The organism is Variovorax sp. V93 (assembly GCF_041154485.1).
Taxonomy (GTDB): domain Bacteria; phylum Pseudomonadota; class Gammaproteobacteria; order Burkholderiales; family Burkholderiaceae_C; genus Variovorax; species Variovorax beijingensis_A.
In genome coordinates this window covers 4264079-4282499 of the sequence record NZ_AP028669.1, presented here as the reverse complement: position 1 = coordinate 4282499, position 18421 = coordinate 4264079, and the positions used below count along the sequence as shown (strand labels likewise).

Genomic DNA, 18421 nt, shown 5'->3' with positions numbered 1-18421 from the left:
CGGTGTTCCCCGCCGGCCCCGGCCGGAATGCGTTCGCTGATACCATGCGCGGATGCTGAGGAAAACCGACGTGGAACCGCGCCCTGACGGCAACAACGACGACGAGGGCACGCCCGTCTCGGTGAAGATCCGCGAGCGCCTGACGGCCGCGCGCAGGCGCTTCAATGCCAACGACAACATTGCCGAGTTCATCGAACCCGGCGAGCTCGAGTCGCTGCTCGACGAGGTCGAGGTCAAGATGAAGGGCGTGCTCGAAAGCCTGGTGATCGACCTCGAGAACGACCACAACACCGGCAACACCGCGCGCCGCGTGGCCAAGATGTACCTGAACGAAGTGTTCAAGGGCCGCTACGTGGCGCCGCCCTCGCTCACCGAATTCCCGAACGCCGAGCACCTGAACGAGCTGATGATCGTCGGCCCGATCACCGTGCGCAGCGCCTGCTCGCACCACTTCTGCCCGATCATCGGCAAGCTGTGGATCGGCATCATGCCCAACGAGCACACCAACGTCATCGGCCTGTCGAAGTACGCGCGCCTGGCCGAATGGGTCATGGGCCGGCCCCAGATCCAGGAAGAAGCCGTGGTGCAGCTGGCCGACCTGATCCAGGAAAAGACGCAGCCCGACGGTCTTGCGCTCGTGATGGAAGCCGAGCATTTCTGCATGGCCTGGCGCGGCGTGAAGGAAATGGACAGCAAGATGATCAACTCCGTCATGCGCGGCGTGTTCCTGAAGGATCCGAGCCTGCGCCGCGAATTCCTTTCCCTCTTGCCGAGAAGGAGCTGAACATGCTGGTCCGCCTTCTTTACGCCAGCCGCGCCGTCGATACGAGCCCCGAGGCCGTCGAAGCCATCCTCGCGCAATCGCGTTCGCACAACACGGCCTGCGGCATCACCGGCATTCTTTGCTACGGCGCGGGCACCTTCCTGCAGGCCATCGAGGGCGGGCGCACGGCCATCAGCGAGCTTTACGGCCATATCCAGCGCGATGCGCGCCACAAGGACGTGGTGCTGCTGCACTACGAGGAAATCTCCGAGCGCCGCTTCGGCGGCTGGACCATGGGGCAGGTCAACCTCTCGAAGCTCAATGCCTCGACGCTGCTCAAGTATTCGGAAAAGCCCGAGCTCAATCCTTACGCAGTGTCGGGCAAGGTCTCGCTGGCATTGCTCGAGGAGCTGATGGCCACCGCGGCCATCGTCGGGCGCCACTGAACCCCGTTTTTCCGGGGTGCCGCTTTCCGCCTTTGCGCTGATCCTGCTTGCCGGGATCGTCCATGCCAGCTGGAACATCGCCGCCAAGAAGGCGAACGGCGATGCGCGCTTCGCCTTCCAGAGCGGCGTGTTCATGGCCATCGTCTGGGCGCCCGTGGGCATTGCACTGGGCTGGCGCGTGGTGCCGGGCTGGGGCTTGCGGGAGTGGGGCTTCGTCGCAGTGAGCGGCGTGCTGCACGTCTTCTACTACGTCATCCTGCTGCGCGGCTACCGCAAGTCCGACCTCACGGTGGTCTATCCGCTGGCTCGCGGCTCGGGCCCGCTGCTGTCGTCGCTGGTGGCCATCCTGTTCCTTGGCGAGCGCATCAGCCTGGTGGGTGTGGCGGGCATCTTGGGCGTAGTGCTCGGCGTGTTCCTGGTGGCGGGCGGGCCGGGCCTCTGGCGCAAGACGCATGACCCTGCCCAGCGCGCGCGGGTGCACAAGGGCCTCCGCTACGGCGTGCTGACCGGCGCCTTCATTGCGGCCTACACGGTGGCCGACAGCTATGCCGTGAAGTTCCTGGCGATGTCGCCGATCCTGCTCGACTACTTCAGCAATTTCGTGCGCGTGGGGCTGCTGCTGCCCGCGGCGCTGCACGACCGCGCCGCTACCGCGCGGATGTGGCGCGCGCAGTGGAAGTACGCACTGCTGGTGGCGGCGATCAGCCCGGTCTCCTACGTGCTCGTGCTCTACGCGGTGCAGCAGGCGCCCATTTCGCATGTTGCGCCGGCGCGCGAGGTCTCGATGCTGTTCGCCGCGCTGATCGGCGGCCATCTGCTGCGCGAGGGCGACCGCCTGCTGCGGCTGCTGGGCGCCGGCTTCATCGCGGCTGGCGTGGTGGCACTCGCGCTGGGGTGACGATGAGCGCGGCGCTGCTGTTCGGCTGCGATTTCTCCTGCGCACCGACGGCGCGCAAGCCGATCGTCGTGGCCAGCGGCAGCATCGGCGATGCGGGCGAGCTGGTGCTGGCGGACCTGCGGCGTTTCGCGGCGCTCGATGCCTGGGCCGCATGGCTGCGCAGCGAACCCGCATGGATCGGCGGCTTCGATTTTCCGTTCGGGCTTCCGCGCGAGCTGGTGGAGCATCTGCATTGGCCGCGCGAATGGAAAGCGCTCATGAGCCACTACGCGGGCCTGGGCCGCGCCGAGATCCGCGCCACCTTCGCGGCCTTCTGCGCCGCCCGCCCGGCCGGCGGCAAGTTTGCGCACCGGGCGACCGACGGACCCGCGGGTTCGAGCACGTCGATGAAATGGGTCAATCCGCCCGTGGCTTTCATGCTCCATGCGGGCGTGCCGCCGCTGCTGGATGCAGGCGCGAGCCTGCCGGGGCTGCACGTCGGCAGCAACGGCAGCCGCGTTGCGCTCGAGGCCTATCCGGGGCTGCTCGCGCGCGAGCTGATCGGCCGCCGCAGCTACAAGAGCGATGAGCTCGCGAAGCAGACGCCCGAGCGGCTGGCTGCACGCACCGACCTGCTCGCGGCGCTCGAAGGCGGCGCCACGCGGCTCGGCCTGCGGCTGGCGCTCAGTGGCACCCAAGTCACCGAGCTGCTCGGCGACGCCCGCGGCGACCACATCGATGCGGTGCTTTGCCTCGTGCAGGCCGCCTGGGGCGCGCAGCGCGCTTCCACGCCCGGCCCGGGCTACGGCTTGCCGGAGCAGTTCGATCCGCTCGAAGGCTGGATCGTCACGGCTTGACCCTTCCGTCCTACAGGGTTTCGCGCCGCCGGCCATCCTTGCCGGCTCGATCCGAAAGCTAGAGTGGGCCGTGGGCGGTCCCTTCGGACCACGCCCTTTCCTGCTCCCTGCGAGCGACTGGAGGATTCCAAATGAACAATATTCGTCGAACAACCATCGCCATGCCGTCTTCGCGCGCATGGCTCGCCGTGCTGCTGGCCGGTACCGCGCTGACCCTTGCCGCATGCGACAACGCGGGCAACCGCACCGCGGGCGAGAAGCTGGACAGTGCCATCGAAAAGACCGAGAAGGCGGCTGACACGGCCGCCGCCAAGACCGCGGAAGCCCTGAAGGACGCGAAGGCGAAGATCGACGCCTCCGGCACCGCCGCCGAGGTGAAGGACGCGGCAAAGAACGCCGGCGCGGCCGTGAGTGCCACGGTGGACGATGCCGCGATCACCGCGTCGGTGTCCGCAGGCCTCGCCAAGGACCCGGACCTGAGCGCGATCAAGATCGACGTCGACACCAAGGGTGGCGTCGTGAACCTGAAGGGGCCCGCACCCACGGCAGCCGCCAAGGCGAGGGCCGAGGAAATCGCCAAGGGGGTGCAGGGCGTGACCTCGGTGAACAACCAGCTCGAGGTCAGAAGCTGACCGTTCCCTTGCCCAGCAAAAAAGCCCGGTTCGTCCGGGCTTTTTTGCTGGGCAAGAGAGAGAGGGCTGCATTCGGCCCCCCGGAGATCGTGCTCAGTGGCCGAGCCAGTCCTTGAGTTCGTCCGCGTGCTCTTCCTCGTCGGAAAGAATGTCTTCCAGCATGCGCCGGGTGGTCGGATCCTTGTCGCCGATCAGCGCGATCATCTGCCGGTACGTTTCGACGGTGATGCGCTCGGCCACGAGATTGGCGCGCACCATGGCCTGCAGGTCGGTGGATTCGTCGTAGCTCGCGTGGCTGCGCTCGAGCAGGTGCGTCGGCGCGAAGTCCGGCTCCCCGCCCAGCTGGACGATGCGTTCCGCAATGCGGTCGGCATGGGCCGACTCCGCATTGGCATGTACCAGGAATTCCTCGGCGATCTTGGGCGACGACACGCCGTTGGCCGTGAAGTAGTGGCGCTTGTAGCGCAGCACGCAAACCAGTTCGGTGGCCAGCGCGTCGTTCAGCAGCTTGAGTACATCGTCGCGCCAGGGGCCGTAGCTCGGTGTGACCGCGCCTTCGTCGAGGCTCCTGGCGGCGGCGCCGATGGCCTGCTCGTCGAGCACCAGGCGCTGATGTTGTGGCGCACCCGTGGCGGGGGAAGCATTGGCATTCATGGAGAATCCTTTCGTGGGCTGGTGTTTTTCTGCATCAACGTGTTGACGACGTCAGCCACGTCCGATGTCTTGAGCACAGCCGCCAGCACCGCCGTGAAGGAGAGCAGGCGCCACGGCTTGGTCAGCACGAGCACCGCCCCCGTGGCAGCCGCCAGCGCCATGAGCTTGGCAGGCTCCTTGCGGGCATAGTGTTCGAGCAGAGGGCGGGCGAGCTGGCCCACAGCATGGGCCGGATGGCGGCGCCACCAGCGCTCGGTCATGCTGCGGGCCATCGACACCCATTGATTGCGCCCGCGCGCCGACGAAGCTCGCCGGTGGTCCGCCGTTTCGTCGGCGGCGTGCATTTCTTCCGGACGTTCCTGCGCCGCGCGGCGCCTGCCGCGACCGCCACCATCCTCAGGCTCATCCTCGCCATTCAACTGCCTGACGAGCGCACGGCGCGAGATGGCCAGCCGCTCCTGCGGCGTCAGGAAGCTGCGCTCATTGCCGTCCATGGCGAACTCCGGCTTCGTGCAGCGCCCTCAGGTCGGCATCGACCTGGGCGCGCAGATCGTCGAATCCATAGCCGGGGAACGGCCGGGCCGCCATCCAGGCGCAAATGGCGGCGATCACCAGCGCAACGCCGGGCACCGCCACCAGCACCCAGTGGAAGCTGCCGTGGAGCACGCCCATCAGCACGGCCACGCCGATGAGCCCGAGGGCCAGCAGGGCGCTGCCGACGGCCAGCACGCCGGCCACGATGCGGGCAACGATCCCGCGCCCCGCTTCCGAGGCCTCCTGTCTTACCAGTGCCGCGTAGTTGGCGGCGTGGTCGGCGATGAGTTCCGGATGCCCGAGCACCGTGGAAAAAATCGGATGAAGCATGGTGCGCGGAACGGGTGGAACTGCGTGCGTGCCTTCAGCGGATCAAATCAGTAGTCGTCCCGGCGGTTGCGGCTGGCCAGCACGATGAGGGCGGTGATCGCGGCGCCGGCTGCGGCCGCAATCAGCACCGAGCGCACGGGCTGGTCGGAGATATAGCGTCCGGTCACGTCAGCCGCCTGCTCCAGCCGGCGCTGTGCGCGCGCGCTGGTGGTGGAGGCGGCGTCGAGGCCACGCTGCACGGCCTGCTGTACGCGTGCGGCCAGTTGTTCGACCGCGGGTTCCGCGTCGCGGCGCAATTCGCGGACCTTCTCGCCGGCCGCATTCACCGCGTTCTGTGCATAGGCCCGGGTCGTTTCCACCGCATCGTTGGCGGTCTGGCGGGCCTCGTCGGCAATTTGCGAGGGAGTCTTGGTCGTGTTCATGAATTTTTCCTTTCCGGGGAGATGAATTGCGGGAGCCTGTGGATCGTACCTACGCTACTTGCGTCGTAGCAAGCCGGCCAGGAAACTGGCGATGGCAAGCACGGCGAAGATCACGAAAAGGATCTTGGCGATCCCTACCGCGCTGGCTGCAATGCCGCCGAAGCCGAACACGGCGGCGATCAGTGCGATGACCAGAAACACCACTGCGTAATACAACATGTGGACTCCTTCGAGGCTTCGCTCGTTGTTTGGAAATTGCGCGTCCAAGAGGAAATGAACGGCACGTGGGCAACCTTAAGTGGCCCCCCCTGCGAGGGGCTGTCAGCGGCTGGGCGCGGGGAGCGTAGGAGATGGCCGAGTTCCTTGCGCGCCGATCCGTGCAGAAATGCCGAAGGGGATGCCGGCGAGCGCTCAGAGCGGCTTCGCAATGGGCAGCATGGCGCTCACGCGGGTTCCGCGGCCCGGCGTCGACGAGATCGTGAGCTTGCCCCGGGCCGCCTCGACCCGGTGGCGCATGCCGGCCAGGCCATGCGTCGAGGGGCGCAGGCGCTGGGGGTCGAAGCCCTTGCCGTTGTCGGCCACTTCCACCACTGCGTGGTTCTCGTAATTCTTCAGGACGATCGTCGCTTCGCTGGCCTCGGCGTACTTGCCGATGTTGGTCAGGCTCTCCTGCACCATGCGGTAGATCGTGAGCTGGCGCGATTCGTCCATGGCCACCGGTTCGAGCACCATCTGGACCTGGATGCCCGAGCGTTCGGCGAACTCGCGTCCGAGGATCTCGAGCGAGGCGACCAGCCCGAGGTTCGACAGAGACGATGGCCGCAGGTCCTCGATGATGCGGCGCTTGAGCGCGATGCCGCTGTTGAGCAGCTCGGTCAGGTGCTGCAGCCGCTGGGTGGCGTCGGGCGCCTCCAGCAGCCGCGACTTCAGGCGGGCCACGTCCAGCTTGGCGGCGGTCAGCAGCGAACCGAGTTCGTCGTGCAGCTCCCGCGCGAGATAGCCGCGCTCGGTTTCGCGCACGTCCTGCAGGTGCGTGGCCAGTTCGGCCAGCGATGCGGTGCGTTCGCGCACTTCGTCTTCGAGCGCATTGCGCTCGCGCTGCAGTGTTTCCTGCTGGCGCTCTCCGATGGTGCGCAGCGCGTGCGCCTGCCGCAGGTACAGGAAGAAGGCCAGGAACGCGGCAAGCGCGACGATGGCGGTGCCGATGCGCGCGAGCCGCAGCGACTTCATCACCTGGATCTGGCTCTGGTGCAGGGTCTGGTTGCTGATCTCCGCCAGTTCGCCGGCGGCCTTGCGAATGGAATCCATTTCCTCGCGCCCCACGTCCGTCGTGATGACGAATTTCCAGGCCTCGTCCTTGCCGTCCTGCCGCAGCCGCACGCTCATGTCCATTTCAGCGATCTTGCGCAGCACGTGCTTCGAAAGCTCCGCCAGCCGCGTGCGCTCGGCCGGGCGTTCGGCGTACAGTTGGCGCAGTGCCGCAAGGTGGCCGTCGACCTGTTTGACCGCCGTGTCGTAGGGTTGCCGGTAGCTGGCTTCGCCGGTCAGGAGGTAGCCTCGCTGACCGGTTTCGGCATCGAGCATGTTCTGCAGGATCTGGTTGAGCGTACCGCGCACCTTCAGCGCCGCGTCGATGTCTGCCAGGGCGCGGCTCGACTGGCGGTAGCCGGCCTCGTTGATGCCGACGAGGGCCAGCGCGGCCAGCGCCGCGAGCAGCAGGCTCACGGCCATTTTTGGAGGGGCTAGCCAATGCATGAAACTTTCGAGGGTGCTTTCAACACAAGTTCGTGAATAATCGACAACAACCAGGGGACCGGCATGCTGCGGCTTGCGCAGGCGCGGCACAACGAAGAAAGTAACAGATGATCAAAATTGGAATTGTGGACGACCACGCCATCGTCAGATCTGGCCTGAGGCAGTTCTTCTCCGAACACGTCGATTTGCGCGTGGCCGGCGAAGCCGCCAGCGGGCGAGAGGCCATCGAGCTCGTGCGCACCACGGAGCTCGACGTGCTGGTGATGGACCTTTCCATGCCGGGGCAGAGCGGCATCGACGCGCTCGCCATGATCCGCGCCAAGGCGCCGGACGTGGGCATCCTCATCCTGAGCGGCTACCCTGAAGAGCACTACGCGATGAATCTCATCCGCCAGGGTGCGAGCGGCTACCTCAACAAGGAGTGCGATCCGATCGAGATCGTCAACGCCATTCGCACCATCTCGCTGGGCCGCCGCTACATCACGCCGGCTGTGGCGGAACTGCTGGCACGCCAGCTCGACCGCAAGGACGACGCAGCGCCGCACGAGCAGCTGTCGGAGCGGGAGTTCCAGGTGTTCCTGAAGCTTGCCAAGGGCGAGACCGCGGGCGACATCGCCAAGACGCTCTCGCTGTCGGTGAAGACCGTCAGCACCTACCGCACGCGCCTGATGGAGAAGATGAACCTGTCCTCCAACAGCGACCTCACCTACTACGCGCTGAAGAACAAGCTGATCGATTGACGGCGGCTTCCGGCTTCCGGCTTTTTCTTCAGCCGGTGCCGCCGGTGCCACTGGTGGGGCGGTGAGCCACTGCCTCCAGGATGCAGAAGTCGACCAGCGCGTCGATCTCGTTCGACTTGTCGAACACCGCATCCACGCCGAACTCGGCGCAGCGCCGCCGGATGTCGGGCGTTGCATAGTTGCTGAGCACCACCACCTTCTGGTTCGCCCGGCGCGAGGTGCAGGCCTGGAGCACGCCCAGGCCGCTGCCTTGCTTGAGAAAGAGGTCGACCACCGCCAGGTCCCACTCCTCGCTGTGATCGTGCAGCCACTGCCTCGCGTGGGCTTCGGTTTCGGCAAAGCCGACCACCGTCGTGCAGGTAAGTTCTTCCAGGGTGCCAATGAGGTTTTCACGGATCGTGAGGTTGTCTTCGACGATGTAGGTCTGCAGTCTTGTCTCCATGCCGAACCGCGCTTCCTCTGACGTTGGCAGGTGTCTTCGACGCCCCGCTGGCGAATGCCTGCACACCGGAAATTTGTGGCGCCGCCAACGAGCATCATGCAAGTTTCGGGGGAAGGGTGTTGTAGGCGCGTTCTGACGAGAGGGCCGGCGAGGCCGTTCCGTAGGCAATGCCTCACGGTTTCTGCGGTCCATTGCCGACCCGCGATGCGGCGCGGCGGATATATCCAGCTTTCATGGCAACGAACGTCCTTCGCCACCGGCCGCTCTGGCTCAAGCTGCTTGCGGCTGTGGTGCTGCTGCTTGCCGCGCTGGCGGTGCTGCTGGTGTTCTTCCCGTGGGACACCTTGCGCGGGCCCGTGAATCGCTACGTCAGCGAGAAGACCGGGCGCAAGTTCGAGATCACGCGCCGGCTCGATGTGGGCATCGGCCTGCGCGGCGCCACCGTCAAGGCCGACGGCATCGAGTTTGCCAATCCGCCCTGGGCCCGCGACCCCTATCTGGTCAAGGCCGAGCGCGCCGAGTTCGACATCCGGCTGTGGCCGCTGCTCCTCACGCAGAAGGTGGTGATCCCGCGGCTGGCGCTTTCTTCGCCCATCCTGGGCCTGCAAATGGAACAGGACGGGCGCCGCACGTGGGCGCTCGGCAAGGACACCTCCGATCCCGGCACCGTTCCGGTCATCGGCCAGATGCAGGTGGACAGCGGCGCGGTCGATTTCCTGGCCACGCACCTGGGCGTCGACCTGCATGCGGACGTGAGCTACGACACCAGCCGCGGGGCGCTTCCCCTGAACTTTCGCATCAAGGGCCGCTACAAGGGCCAGCCGCTGAGTGCGGAGGGCCGCACCGGCAACGTGCTGCAGCTCAAGGCGGCCGGCCAGCCGCCGTTCCCGATGGAGATCGATGCCGCGGCCGGCCACACCCGGCTGAAGGCATCGGGCACCGTGACCGACTTCGCCGACCTCGACGGCATCGAGGCCAGGTTCGATCTCAAGGGCCAGACCCTCGGCGCCCTGTTCCCGCTGCTGGGCATCGCACTGCCGGAAACCTCTCCTTATGCACTGAGCGGCGACCTGCGCAAGCGCGGCAAGCTGTGGGAGGTGGCGGGACTCAAGGGCCGGCTCGGCCTGTCCGATATCGCCGGCGACATGCGCTTCGACAAGGCCGGCCGGGTGCCGCATCTGGCAGGCGAGTTGCGCTCCCGGCTGATGGACATGGACGACCTGGGCCCGCTGATCGGCCTGCGGCCCACCGAACGCTCGGCCCGGGCGGTGGAAGGCGTGGCGCCGCCGCCGACCATCACCCAGGCCAGGCGCCCCGGCGGCAAGGTGCTGCCCGCGGCCCCGCTCGACTTCGAGCGCGTGCATGCGATGAACGCCGACGTGAAGTACACGGCGGACCGCATCCGGAACGTACGCGACATCCCGCTCGATCGCGGCAGCGTGCAGGTCAAGCTGGCCGACGGCGTGCTGACGCTCGATCCCCTCGACCTCGGCATAGCCGGCGGCAGGATGAGCGGTGCGATCCGCATCGATGCCTCGAAGAACCCGGCAGACATCCGGGCCTCGCTCGACGTGCGCGCGATGCAGCTGGCGCGAGTTTTCCCCAAGCTCGAAACCACGGGCAACAGCGTGGGGCGGCTGGACGGGCGCATCAACCTGTCGGGCCCGGGCAGCACCGTGGCCAACTGGCTCGGGGGCGCCTCGGGCGACGTGGCGGTCATGGCGGGGCGCGGCCAGTTCGGCAACCTGCTGCCTGTGTTCGCGACACTGGTGGGCGGCGACATCATCAAGTTCCTGCTGCGCGGCGACCGCAACGTCGAACTGCGCTGCGCGGCGCTGGCGTTCGACGTGAACAAGGGGCTGATGACGGGGCGCACGCTGATGCTGGACACGACCAATGCCGTGTTCACCGCCACGGGGCAGGCCAACCTGGCCACCGAGGGCCTCGATTTCGTGGTCTACCCGGAGCCCAAGAGCAAGAGCATTTTGTCGGTCCGCACGCCGCTGGTGGTGAGCGGCACCTTCGGCGCACCGAGAGGCGGCCTGAAGGTGGTTCCGCTGGCCCAGCGTGGCCTGGCCGCGCTGGCGCTGGGTGCCGTCAATCCGCTCCTGGCACTGGCCGCGACCGTCGAAAGCGGTCCGGGCGAGGACTCCGATTGCAAGAGCGTGCTGGGGCAGGCCAACAAGCCCGGCGCCGGTCCGGCGGCCGCTGGTGCCGCCAAGGCCAAGGGCGCGAGGGCGCGCTGAGCCGCAGGCGCCCGCTCAGGCGCGCGCGCGCTGCGCGCACACGCTGCAGTGCGGATCGCGCGCGATCTTCAGCGTATCGAAGGCGGTGCGCCGCCCGTCGAACATCAGGAGCTTGCCCGCGAGCGACGGCCCGATGCCGGCGAGCAGCTTGAGCGCTTCGCTGGCCTGCAGCGTGCCGATGGTGCCGACCACCGGGCCGAACACCCCGAGCACCGCGCAGCGCGTTTCCTCGAAGGCCGCATCGGGCGGGAAGATGCAGGCGTAGCAGGGCGAGGCCTCGTCGCGCGTGTCATACACGCTCAACTGGCCGTCGAAGCGGATCGCGGCGCCCGCCACCAGCGGCTTGCCGTGTGCCACGCAGGCCCGGTTGACCGCATGGCGGGTGGCAAAGTTGTCGCAGCAATCGACCACCACGTCCGCTGCCGCGACGAGGCGCGAAAGCAGGGCCTCGTCGGCACGCAGCGCGTGCGTCTCGATCGCGATATCCGGGTTGATGTCGCGCATGGCCTGGGCCGCCGATTCGACCTTGGGCCGGCCGACGCGCGCATTCGTATGGGCGACCTGGCGCTGCAGGTTGGTGAGGTCGACCTCGTCGTCGTCGACCAGCGTGATCTGGCCGACGCCCGCGGCCGCGAGATAAAGCGCAACCGGCGAGCCCAGCCCGCCGGCACCGATGACAAGAACGCGGCCGGCGCTCACGCGCGCCTGCCCGTCGATGCCGAATTCCTCGAGGAGGATGTGCCGCGAGTAGCGCAGCAGGTCGTGGTCGTCCATGCGCGCCTCGGGCCGCCGCTGCCTCTGGGGGCTGCGCGGCTTCAGTTTTCCTTCTTCTCTTCCTTGTTTTCGACAATGACCTGGGTCTTGCTGACCAGCACCGGCTGGCCCTTGAGGCGGTTGAGCGCCTGCACCAGCGGGAAGTCCTTGTCGGTGCCGAACTCGGGCACCTTGCGGTCCTGCGGCGGCTTCTTGGCTTCTTCCTCGAGGCGCTTGCGGGCTTCGTCGCGGGCCTTTTCGCGTTCCGGGTCCTTGGTTTCAGGGCCCTGGCCGCTGGCCAGGTGCTTTTCGAGGTCGGCCTCGCGCATGCGCAGGGCGGCGAAGGGGCTGCCCTCGGCGCTTTCGTCGATCAGCACGTTGGGCACGATGCCCTTGGCCTGGATCGAGGTGCCGCTGGGCGTGTAGTAGCGCGCCGTGGTGATCTTGAGGCCCGTGTCCGGACCGAGCGGGCGCACCGTCTGCACCGAGCCCTTGCCGAAGGTCTGGCTCCCCATGATGGTGGCGCGCTTGTGGTCCTGCAGCGCGCCGGCCACGATCTCGCTCGCGGAGGCCGAGCCTTCGTTCACCAGCACCACCAGCGGCACGGTCTTGAGCGCCGCGGGCAGGTTGCGCAGCGGGTCGCTGCCGGAGCGGCGCTGGTAGAACTCGGGCGCCGCCTTGTAGACGGACTTGCTCTCGGCCAGCTGGCCGTCGGTCGACACCACGGTGACGTTCTCGGGCAGGAAGGCGGCCGAGATGGCGACGGCCGCGTCGAGCAGGCCGCCCGGGTCGTTGCGCAGGTCGAGCACCAGGCCCTTGAGGTTGGGCTCTTCCTTGTAGATGTCCTCGACCTTCTTCACGAAGTCGTCGACCGTGCGTTCCTGGAACTGCGACAGCCGGATCCAGCCGTAGCCGGGCTCCATGACCTTGCCGCGCACCGACTGGGTACGGATTTCCTCGCGCGTGATCGTGACCGGGAAGGTGCGGCTCTCGTCCTTGCGGAAGATGGTCAGCAGCACCTTGGTGTTGGCCTCGCCGCGCATGCGCTTGACGGCTTCGTTGAGCGACAGGCCGCGCACGGCCGTGTCGTCGATCTTGGTGATCAGGTCGTTGGGCTTCAGGCCCGCGCGGAAGGCCGGCGAGCCCTCGATCGGCGACACCACCTTGATGAGTCCGTCTTCCTGGGAAATTTCGATGCCCACGCCGACGAAGCGGCCGGTGGTGCCTTCCCGGAATTCCTTGAAGGACTTCTTGTCGAAGTACTGGGAATGCGGATCGAGTCCGGCCACCATCCCCGAGATGGCGTCGGAAATGAGCTTTTTCTCGTCGACCGGCTCGACATAGTCGCTCTTGACCATGCCGAACACCGCGGCGAGCTGCTGCAATTCTTCGAGCGGGAGCGGCGCAAGCGAACCGCGTGCAACCGTCTGCAACGAGACGGTGGTCAAGACGCCGGCAACGGCGCCGGCGGCAACCCAGCCGGTAATCTTCAGTTTCTGACCCATCATGAGTGATTGTCCTTGTCGGCTGTCGAACCAATATACACAGCTTGGAAGCAAATTGCCTGCCGGGGTTCCACGGGGGAGCGCCGCCGAGGGGCTTTCTTTTTTCAGCCCTTGCCCTGCGAGGCCACCGCTGCGGCGGCCTTTTCGGCGGCTGCGGCGTCGCCGAGGTAGTAGTGCCGCAGCGGCTTGAGCTCGTCGTCGAGTTCGTAGACCAGCGGGATGCCGTTCGGGATGTTCAGGCCGACGATGGCGTCGTCCGAAATGCCGTCGAGGTACTTGACCAGCGCGCGGATCGAATTGCCGTGCGCAGCCACCACCAGGCGGCGCCCGGCGCGGATGGCCGGTGCCATCGATTCGTTCCAGAACGGCAGCACGCGCGCCACCGTGTCCTTCAGGCACTCGGTCAGCGGGATCTGCTCGGGCGCGAGCTTGGCGTAGCGCACGTCGGAGCGTTCGCTGCGCGGGTCGTCGGCTTCCAGGGGCGGCGGCGGGGTGCCGTAGCTGCGGCGCCAGACCAGCACCTGCTCGTCGCCGTATTTCTTGGCGGTTTCAGCCTTGTTGAGGCCCTGCAGGGCGCCGTAGTGGCGCTCGTTCAGGCGCCACGAATGCACCACGGGCAGCCAGGTGCGGTCGAGCTCGTCCAGCGTGTGCCAGAGCGTGCGGGTGGCGCGCTTGAGCACGCTGGTGTAGGCCACGTCGAAGTCGTAGCCCTCGGCCTTGAGCAGCCGGCCGGCCTGCTTGGCCTGTTCGATGCCGGTTTCGGTCAGGTCGACGTCGGTCCAGCCGGTGAAACGGTTTTCGAGATTCCAGGTCGATTCGCCATGGCGGATCAGTACCAGTTTGTGCATGTGGGAAGCCTTTGGCAGCGCTTGGGAAAACCAGCATTCTAAAATCCCGGGTTTGCCATCCAAGGAACCCCCGTGAAATTGATCGAATTCGTCACCGCGAACTGGATGCTGATCCTGATCGCACTCAGCTCGGGTGGCATGCTGGCCTGGCCGCTCGTGCGCGGCGCCGGCGGCGGCACGCTCACGGCCCAGGGGGCGGTGCATCTCATCAACCGCGAACGCGCGGTGCTGGTCGACGTGCGCGAACCCGAAGAGTTCGCCACCGGCCACATGATCGGCGCCAAGAACGTGCCCCTGAACCAGCTCGAGGAAAAACTGACCGGCGCGGTCAAGAACAAGAACGTGCCGCTGCTGCTGGTGTGCGCCACGGGCGCCCGCGCCCAGCGCGCCGTGGCCATGGCCAAGAAACTCGGCTACGAGCAGGCCCAAGCGGTTTCCGGCGGCCTGAAGGCCTGGAAAGACGCTAACCTGCCGGTTGAAAAGGCCTGAAACCCCCCGAGATACAGCGCATGCAAGCCGTCAAGATGTACACCACCGCCGTCTGCCCCTACTGCATTCGTGCCAAGCAGATCCTCAAGTCCAAGGGTGTCGAGCAAATCGAGGAAATTCGCATCGACAGCGATCCCGCGGCCCGCAGCGCCATGATGGAGACCACCCGGCGCCGCACGGTGCCGCAGATCTTCATCGGCGACACCCACGTGGGCGGCTGCGACGACCTGGTGGCGCTGGACGGCCGCGGTGGCCTGATGCCCCTGCTGCAAGGCGCTTGATGAGGCTCTCCCCCAGTCTTCGCGCACTTCGTGTCGCTTCGCCCACCCCCTCGCCGGGGGCAGCACCTGCGGCCCGGCAAAGCCGGTTCCGCGGTGTTTCACGAATGGGTCCGGGCGCCGGGCGATAATCGTTTACCCATTCATCTGCAGCCCGCTGCGGGAAGCTCTCCCCGGCGGGCATTGTTTTGATCCTCGAAAGTTCAGCCATGGCCGACCAGCAAGCCCAAGATCCCGTTTTCCAGATCCAGCGCGTCTACCTCAAGGACCTGTCGCTCGAACAGCCCAATTCGCCCGCCATCCTGCTCGAGCAGGAGCAGCCCACGGTCGACATCCAGCTCGGCGTGGACGCCCAGCCGGTGGCCGAAGGCATCTTCGAGATCACCGTCTCGGCCACGGTGCAGACCAAGATCCAGGACAAGACCGTGTTCCTGGTCGAAGCCAAGCAGGCCGGCATCTTCGAGATCCGCAACCTGCCCGAAGACCAGATGGGCCCGATCCTCGGCATCGCCTGCCCGCAGATCGTCTATCCGTACCTGCGCGGCAATGTGGCCGACGTGATCCAGCGCGGCGGCTTCCCGCCCGTGCACCTGGCGGAAATCAACTTCCAGGCGATGTACGAGCAGCAGCAGGCGCAGGCCGCCGGCCAGCCCTCGCCGATCGTCACGCAGTAAAGCCGGCGCAGCGCCGCAACGCCGATGAAGATCTGCGTTCATGGCGCCGGTGCCTGGGGCACGGCGCTGGCTGTCAACGCGGCGGGCCGCCACGAGGTCACGCTCTGGGCGCGCGATGCGGCCCAGGCGGCGGCCATCTCCAAGGTGCGCGAAAACGTCCGCTACCTGCCCGGCCTGGCGCTGCCGCCCGCACTCACGGTGCGCGCCGGCGACCTGCACCAGGCCCAGGCGGGCGCCGAGCTCGTCGTCGTGGCCACGCCCATGGCTGCCCTGCGCCAGCAGCTCATCGCTTTGCGCGGCACGACCGCGCCGGTGGCATGGCTGTGCAAGGGCGTCGAGCCGGCGCTCGATGCCTCTTCTCCCGCTTCTTACGGCCTGCTGGCCCACGAAATCTGGGGACAGGTCGCGCCTGAACTGATGGCCGGCGTGCTCAGCGGTCCGAGCTTTGCGCAGGAAGTCGCCGAGGGCCGCCCGACGGCGCTGGTGGCCGCAAGCCCCCATGCCGCGGTGCGCGACGCGCTGGTCGACGCCTTTCACGGACCGGCCCTGCGCGTCTACGCCAACGACGACATCGTGGGCGTCGAGGTCGGCGGTGCCGTCAAGAACGTGCTGGCGATTGCCACCGGCCTCTGCGACGGCCTGGCGCTGGGGCTCAATGCGCGCGCGGCGCTCATCACGCGGGGCCTGGCCGAAATGACGCGCTTCGGACTGGCGCTTGGCGCGCGCGCCGAGACCTTCATGGGCCTTTCGGGCCTTGGCGACCTGGTGCTGACGGCCACCGGCGACCTCTCGCGCAACCGCAAGGTGGGCCTGCTGCTGGCGCAGGGCCAAACGCTCGCGCAGGCCGTGGCTTCGCTGGGCCATGTGGCCGAAGGCGTCTATTGCGCGCGCACCGTGGTGCAGCGCGCGCGTGGCCTGGGGGTGGAAATGCCCATCGCCGAAGGCGTGGTCGCGCTGCTCGACGGTCGGCTGAGCCCGCAGCAGGCGGTGGCTTCGCTGACCGGCCGCGATCCGGTCCCTGAATCCGTCAGGGGCTAAGGGACGCACACCTCGAATCGCATGCCAAGGCCCTGCCGCATGCCATGAATCACCACAAGACTGAAGAGACAAGACAGCCATGAGCCCTCGCTTTGATTTTTCGGCGCCGGCCGTGGCCGCGCTGGCCCAGGCCGACGCCGCCCGGGCCCTGCAGGAAGACGTGGCCGACGGCGACCTGACCGCCTCGCTGGTCGCCCCCGGCCGCCGCGCCCATGCCCGCGTGCTGGCGCGCGAGGCGGCCGTGCTCTGCGGCGCGCCCTGGGTCGAAGCCACCGTGCGGCAGCTCGATCCGCAGGCCCGCATCCGCTGGCTGTGTGGCGAGGGGGAGCGCTGCGCGGCCGACCAGACCGTGCTGGAGATCGAGGGCACCGCGCGCGCACTGCTCACGGCCGAGCGCACCGCGCTCAACTTTCTTCAGCTCCTGAGCGGGGTCGCCACCAAGACGACCGCCTACGCCGACGCGGTGCGCGGCACGCGCGCGCGCATCGTCGACACCCGCAAGACCCTGCCGGGCCTTCGCCTGGCGCAGAAGTACGCGGTGCGCACGGGCGGCGGCGTGAACCACCGCATCGGCCTTTACGACGCGGTGCTCATCAAGGAAAACCACATTGCCGCGGCCGGCGGCGTGGCCGCGGCGCTGCGCGCCGTGGCGCCGGTGGCGCAGCGCGCGGCCTTCGTCGAGGTCGAAGTCGAAACGCTCGCGCAGCTGCGCGAGGCGCTCGAGGCGGGCGCGCGCATGGTGCTGCTCGACAACATGGACCTGCCGACCTTGCGCGAGGCCGTCCGCATCAACGCGCAAGCTGGCGAGGACCGCAAGGCCGTGCTCGAAATTTCGGGCGGCGTGACGCTCGAGGGCCTGCGCACGCTGGCCGACACCGGCGTGGACCGCATCTCCGTCGGTGCGCTCACCAAGGACGTGAAGGCCATCGACTTCTCGATGCGCTTCCAGGAAGGCTGAGCGCGCCATGGCTGCTCCATCTTTCGTCATCGACGTCGACTACGAACAACCCGCGGCCGGGGCCGGCGCGGCCTGCGACACGCGCCACGCCTGGGCACGCGTGCCGACCGAGCCCGCGCCCGGCGAACGCATCGCGCTCAAGGAACGCATCCGCCGCCTGCTGCGCGAGCGCAATGCCGTGATGGTGTCGCACTTCTACGTGCACCCCGACCTGCAGGACCTGGCCGAGGAAACCGGCGGCATCGTGAGCGATTCGCTCGAGATGGCGCGCTTCGGCCGCGACCATGCCGCGCAGACGCTGGTGGTGTCGGGCGTGCGCTTCATGGGCGAGACCGCCAAGATCCTCTCGCCCGAGAAGCGCGTGCTCATGCCCGATCTGGACGCCAACTGCTCGCTCGACCTGGGCTGCCCGGTCGATGAGTTCAGCGCCTTCTGCGACCGGCACCCGGACCGCACCGTGGTGGTCTACGCCAACACCAGCGCGGCCGTGAAGGCGCGCGCCGACTGGCTCGTCACCTCGAGCTGCGCGCTCGAGGTGGTGAGCGCGCTGCATGCGCAGGGCCGCAAGATCCTCTGGGGCCCCGACCGCCACCTGGGCGACTACATCCAGCGCCAGACCGGCGCCGACATGGTCAGCTGGAACGGCGCCTGCATCGTGCACGACGAATTCAAGGCGCTCGAGCTCGAGCTGCTCAAGAAGGCGCATCCGGCCGCCAAGGTGCTGGTGCATCCCGAGTCGCCGGCCGACGTGATCGCGCTGGCCGATGCGGTGGGTTCCACCTCGGCCATCCTGAACGCGGCGCAGCGCCTGGACGCGAGCGAATTCATCGTTGCCACCGACACCGGCATGCTGCACAAGCTGCGTACGCTGAACCCCGGCAAGACCTTCATCGAGGCGCCCACGGCCGGCAACGGCGGCACCTGCAAGAGCTGCGCGCATTGCCCGTGGATGGCGATGAATGGGTTGGTGGAGCTGGCGAATGCGCTGGAGACGGGTGCGGGCGAGATCCACGTCGATCCGGCGCTGGGCGTGCGTGCGCGGGTGCCGATCGACCGGATGCTGGCGTTCACGGCCGGGCTCAAGAACGGCCAGGCGCCGGGCAGCCTGGTTGCGGGCATCGGCGCGACCTGATTGCGTATTGCTCCTTCCCCCGCTGGGGGAAGGCTGGGATGGGGGCGG

At 67.6% G+C, this 18421-nt stretch carries 23 protein-coding genes; 13 read left to right on the top strand and 10 right to left on the bottom strand.

The annotated features are described in order from the left end of the window. Positions 1-52 precede the first annotated feature (52 nt). The 5 genes from folE to ACAM54_RS20250 all read left to right on the top strand — a co-directional run bounded on the left by folE (position 53) and on the right by ACAM54_RS20250 (position 3575). The gene (gene folE, locus ACAM54_RS20270; RefSeq protein WP_015866893.1) at positions 53-784 is read left to right on the top strand and encodes a GTP cyclohydrolase I; all 732 of its coding nucleotides are present in this window, start codon (positions 53-55) and stop codon (positions 782-784) included. A 2-nt stretch (positions 785-786) separates the two neighbouring features. Then, a complete protein-coding gene (locus ACAM54_RS20265; RefSeq protein ID WP_369648765.1) occupies positions 787-1209 on the top strand; it encodes a BLUF domain-containing protein in 423 nt (140 codons plus the stop codon). Positions 1210-1225: 16 nt separating this feature from the next. After that, positions 1226-2107, top strand: a complete 882-nt coding sequence (locus tag ACAM54_RS20260; protein WP_369648764.1) for an EamA family transporter — start codon at positions 1226-1228, stop codon at positions 2105-2107. A 2-nt stretch (positions 2108-2109) separates the two neighbouring features. Beyond that, complete coding sequence (locus ACAM54_RS20255; RefSeq protein ID WP_369648763.1) at positions 2110-2943, top strand: DUF429 domain-containing protein; 834 nt, start codon at positions 2110-2112, stop codon at positions 2941-2943. 131 nt (positions 2944-3074) lie between these two features. Beyond that, complete coding sequence (locus tag ACAM54_RS20250; protein WP_145745667.1) at positions 3075-3575, top strand: BON domain-containing protein; 501 nt, start codon at positions 3075-3077, stop codon at positions 3573-3575. Between the two features lie 93 nt (positions 3576-3668). Here the strand turns inward: ACAM54_RS20250 and ACAM54_RS20245 are convergent, their stop codons facing one another. The 6 genes from ACAM54_RS20245 to ACAM54_RS20220 all read right to left on the bottom strand — a co-directional run bounded on the left by ACAM54_RS20245 (position 3669) and on the right by ACAM54_RS20220 (position 7246). Beyond that, positions 3669-4229 carry a bacterioferritin gene (locus tag ACAM54_RS20245; RefSeq protein ID WP_369648762.1) on the bottom strand — a complete coding sequence of 187 codons (561 nt, stop codon included), beginning with the start codon at positions 4227-4229 and terminating at the stop codon, positions 3669-3671. Further along, entirely contained in the window at positions 4226-4723 is a 498-nt protein-coding gene (locus ACAM54_RS20240) for a hypothetical protein (protein WP_369648761.1), read from the bottom strand. Before ACAM54_RS20240 ends, ACAM54_RS20245 begins: the two co-directional genes overlap by 4 nt. After that, positions 4710-5093: a phage holin family protein gene (locus tag ACAM54_RS20235; RefSeq protein WP_145745664.1), complete on the bottom strand. Its 384-nt coding sequence runs from the start codon at positions 5091-5093 to the stop codon at positions 4710-4712. Before ACAM54_RS20235 ends, ACAM54_RS20240 begins: the two co-directional genes overlap by 14 nt. A 47-nt stretch (positions 5094-5140) precedes the next feature. Then, a complete protein-coding gene (locus ACAM54_RS20230) occupies positions 5141-5515 on the bottom strand; it encodes a hypothetical protein (protein ID WP_124956642.1) in 375 nt (124 codons plus the stop codon). Positions 5516-5569: 54 nt separating this feature from the next. After that, positions 5570-5734, bottom strand: coding sequence for a DUF1328 domain-containing protein (locus ACAM54_RS20225; protein ID WP_015866884.1), 165 nt, complete (start codon positions 5732-5734; stop codon positions 5570-5572). 192 nt (positions 5735-5926) lie between these two features. Beyond that, positions 5927-7246 (bottom strand): CHASE3 domain-containing protein, encoded by a 1320-nt coding sequence (locus tag ACAM54_RS20220; RefSeq protein ID WP_145745730.1) that lies wholly within the window; start codon positions 7244-7246, stop codon positions 5927-5929. A 131-nt stretch (positions 7247-7377) separates the two neighbouring features. On the opposite strand from ACAM54_RS20220, the gene ACAM54_RS20215 reads away from it, so the two are divergent. Beyond that, positions 7378-8010: a response regulator transcription factor gene (locus ACAM54_RS20215; RefSeq protein ID WP_007837167.1), complete on the top strand. Its 633-nt coding sequence runs from the start codon at positions 7378-7380 to the stop codon at positions 8008-8010. 28 nt (positions 8011-8038) lie between these two features. Here the strand turns inward: ACAM54_RS20215 and ACAM54_RS20210 are convergent, their stop codons facing one another. After that, entirely contained in the window at positions 8039-8452 is a 414-nt protein-coding gene (locus tag ACAM54_RS20210; protein ID WP_015866881.1) for a response regulator, read from the bottom strand. Between the two features lie 233 nt (positions 8453-8685). Here ACAM54_RS20210 and ACAM54_RS20205 point away from each other — a divergent pair, with 233 nt between their 5' ends. Next, the gene (locus tag ACAM54_RS20205; RefSeq protein WP_369648760.1) at positions 8686-10698 is read left to right on the top strand and encodes an AsmA family protein; all 2013 of its coding nucleotides are present in this window, start codon (positions 8686-8688) and stop codon (positions 10696-10698) included. Positions 10699-10713: 15 nt separating this feature from the next. Here the strand turns inward: ACAM54_RS20205 and ACAM54_RS20200 are convergent, their stop codons facing one another. The 3 genes from ACAM54_RS20200 to gpmA form a co-directional block, all read right to left on the bottom strand. Continuing rightward, positions 10714-11472, bottom strand: coding sequence for a ThiF family adenylyltransferase (locus ACAM54_RS20200; protein ID WP_369648759.1), 759 nt, complete (start codon positions 11470-11472; stop codon positions 10714-10716). A 41-nt stretch (positions 11473-11513) separates the two neighbouring features. Further along, positions 11514-12956: a S41 family peptidase gene (locus ACAM54_RS20195; protein WP_145745729.1), complete on the bottom strand. Its 1443-nt coding sequence runs from the start codon at positions 12954-12956 to the stop codon at positions 11514-11516. 104 nt (positions 12957-13060) lie between these two features. Continuing rightward, positions 13061-13804, bottom strand: a complete 744-nt coding sequence (gene gpmA, locus ACAM54_RS20190; protein ID WP_145745660.1) for a 2,3-diphosphoglycerate-dependent phosphoglycerate mutase — start codon at positions 13802-13804, stop codon at positions 13061-13063. Positions 13805-13885: 81 nt separating this feature from the next. On the opposite strand from gpmA, the gene ACAM54_RS20185 reads away from it, so the two are divergent. The 6 genes from ACAM54_RS20185 (at position 13886) to nadA (ending at position 18373) form a co-directional block, all read left to right on the top strand. Continuing rightward, positions 13886-14293 carry a rhodanese-like domain-containing protein gene (locus ACAM54_RS20185; RefSeq protein ID WP_369651003.1) on the top strand — a complete coding sequence of 136 codons (408 nt, stop codon included), beginning with the start codon at positions 13886-13888 and terminating at the stop codon, positions 14291-14293. A 20-nt stretch (positions 14294-14313) separates the two neighbouring features. Then, positions 14314-14574 carry a glutaredoxin 3 gene (gene grxC / locus ACAM54_RS20180; RefSeq protein WP_369648758.1) on the top strand — a complete coding sequence of 87 codons (261 nt, stop codon included), beginning with the start codon at positions 14314-14316 and terminating at the stop codon, positions 14572-14574. Positions 14575-14780: 206 nt separating this feature from the next. Further along, positions 14781-15245: a protein-export chaperone SecB gene (gene secB / locus ACAM54_RS20175; protein ID WP_015866874.1), complete on the top strand. Its 465-nt coding sequence runs from the start codon at positions 14781-14783 to the stop codon at positions 15243-15245. Positions 15246-15269: 24 nt separating this feature from the next. Then, positions 15270-16283 carry an NAD(P)H-dependent glycerol-3-phosphate dehydrogenase gene (locus ACAM54_RS20170; protein ID WP_369648757.1) on the top strand — a complete coding sequence of 338 codons (1014 nt, stop codon included), beginning with the start codon at positions 15270-15272 and terminating at the stop codon, positions 16281-16283. A gap of 79 nt (positions 16284-16362) precedes the next feature. Beyond that, positions 16363-17241 (top strand): carboxylating nicotinate-nucleotide diphosphorylase, encoded by an 879-nt coding sequence (nadC, locus tag ACAM54_RS20165; RefSeq protein ID WP_369648756.1) that lies wholly within the window; start codon positions 16363-16365, stop codon positions 17239-17241. A gap of 7 nt (positions 17242-17248) precedes the next feature. Further along, the gene (gene nadA / locus ACAM54_RS20160; RefSeq protein ID WP_369648755.1) at positions 17249-18373 is read left to right on the top strand and encodes a quinolinate synthase NadA; all 1125 of its coding nucleotides are present in this window, start codon (positions 17249-17251) and stop codon (positions 18371-18373) included. Positions 18374-18421: the final 48 nt, after the last annotated feature.

What these genes read in the sequence shown, in the direction of transcription:
- ACAM54_RS20210 (WP_015866881.1), bottom strand. Translation starts at nt 8,452, where the DNA reads ATGGAGACAAGACTGCAGACCTACATCGTCGAAGACAACCTCACGATC.
- ACAM54_RS20170 (WP_369648757.1), top strand. Translation starts at nt 15,270, where the DNA reads ATGAAGATCTGCGTTCATGGCGCCGGTGCCTGGGGCACGGCGCTGGCT.
- ACAM54_RS20250 (WP_145745667.1), top strand. Translation starts at nt 3,075, where the DNA reads ATGAACAATATTCGTCGAACAACCATCGCCATGCCGTCTTCGCGCGCA.
- secB (WP_015866874.1), top strand. Translation starts at nt 14,781, where the DNA reads ATGGCCGACCAGCAAGCCCAAGATCCCGTTTTCCAGATCCAGCGCGTC.
- ACAM54_RS20225 (WP_015866884.1), bottom strand. Translation starts at nt 5,734, where the DNA reads ATGTTGTATTACGCAGTGGTGTTTCTGGTCATCGCACTGATCGCCGCC.
- ACAM54_RS20255 (WP_369648763.1), top strand. Translation starts at nt 2,110, where the DNA reads ATGAGCGCGGCGCTGCTGTTCGGCTGCGATTTCTCCTGCGCACCGACG.
- nadA (WP_369648755.1), top strand. Translation starts at nt 17,249, where the DNA reads ATGGCTGCTCCATCTTTCGTCATCGACGTCGACTACGAACAACCCGCG.
- ACAM54_RS20220 (WP_145745730.1), bottom strand. Translation starts at nt 7,246, where the DNA reads ATGGCCGTGAGCCTGCTGCTCGCGGCGCTGGCCGCGCTGGCCCTCGTC.
- gpmA (WP_145745660.1), bottom strand. Translation starts at nt 13,804, where the DNA reads ATGCACAAACTGGTACTGATCCGCCATGGCGAATCGACCTGGAATCTC.
- ACAM54_RS20215 (WP_007837167.1), top strand. Translation starts at nt 7,378, where the DNA reads ATGATCAAAATTGGAATTGTGGACGACCACGCCATCGTCAGATCTGGC.
- ACAM54_RS20265 (WP_369648765.1), top strand. Translation starts at nt 787, where the DNA reads ATGCTGGTCCGCCTTCTTTACGCCAGCCGCGCCGTCGATACGAGCCCC.
- ACAM54_RS20205 (WP_369648760.1), top strand. Translation starts at nt 8,686, where the DNA reads ATGGCAACGAACGTCCTTCGCCACCGGCCGCTCTGGCTCAAGCTGCTT.
- nadC (WP_369648756.1), top strand. Translation starts at nt 16,363, where the DNA reads ATGAGCCCTCGCTTTGATTTTTCGGCGCCGGCCGTGGCCGCGCTGGCC.
- ACAM54_RS20195 (WP_145745729.1), bottom strand. Translation starts at nt 12,956, where the DNA reads ATGGGTCAGAAACTGAAGATTACCGGCTGGGTTGCCGCCGGCGCCGTT.
- ACAM54_RS20230 (WP_124956642.1), bottom strand. Translation starts at nt 5,515, where the DNA reads ATGAACACGACCAAGACTCCCTCGCAAATTGCCGACGAGGCCCGCCAG.
- ACAM54_RS20240 (WP_369648761.1), bottom strand. Translation starts at nt 4,723, where the DNA reads ATGGACGGCAATGAGCGCAGCTTCCTGACGCCGCAGGAGCGGCTGGCC.
- folE (WP_015866893.1), top strand. Translation starts at nt 53, where the DNA reads ATGCTGAGGAAAACCGACGTGGAACCGCGCCCTGACGGCAACAACGAC.
- grxC (WP_369648758.1), top strand. Translation starts at nt 14,314, where the DNA reads ATGCAAGCCGTCAAGATGTACACCACCGCCGTCTGCCCCTACTGCATT.
- ACAM54_RS20235 (WP_145745664.1), bottom strand. Translation starts at nt 5,093, where the DNA reads ATGCTTCATCCGATTTTTTCCACGGTGCTCGGGCATCCGGAACTCATC.
- ACAM54_RS20245 (WP_369648762.1), bottom strand. Translation starts at nt 4,229, where the DNA reads ATGAATGCCAATGCTTCCCCCGCCACGGGTGCGCCACAACATCAGCGC.
- ACAM54_RS20200 (WP_369648759.1), bottom strand. Translation starts at nt 11,472, where the DNA reads ATGGACGACCACGACCTGCTGCGCTACTCGCGGCACATCCTCCTCGAG.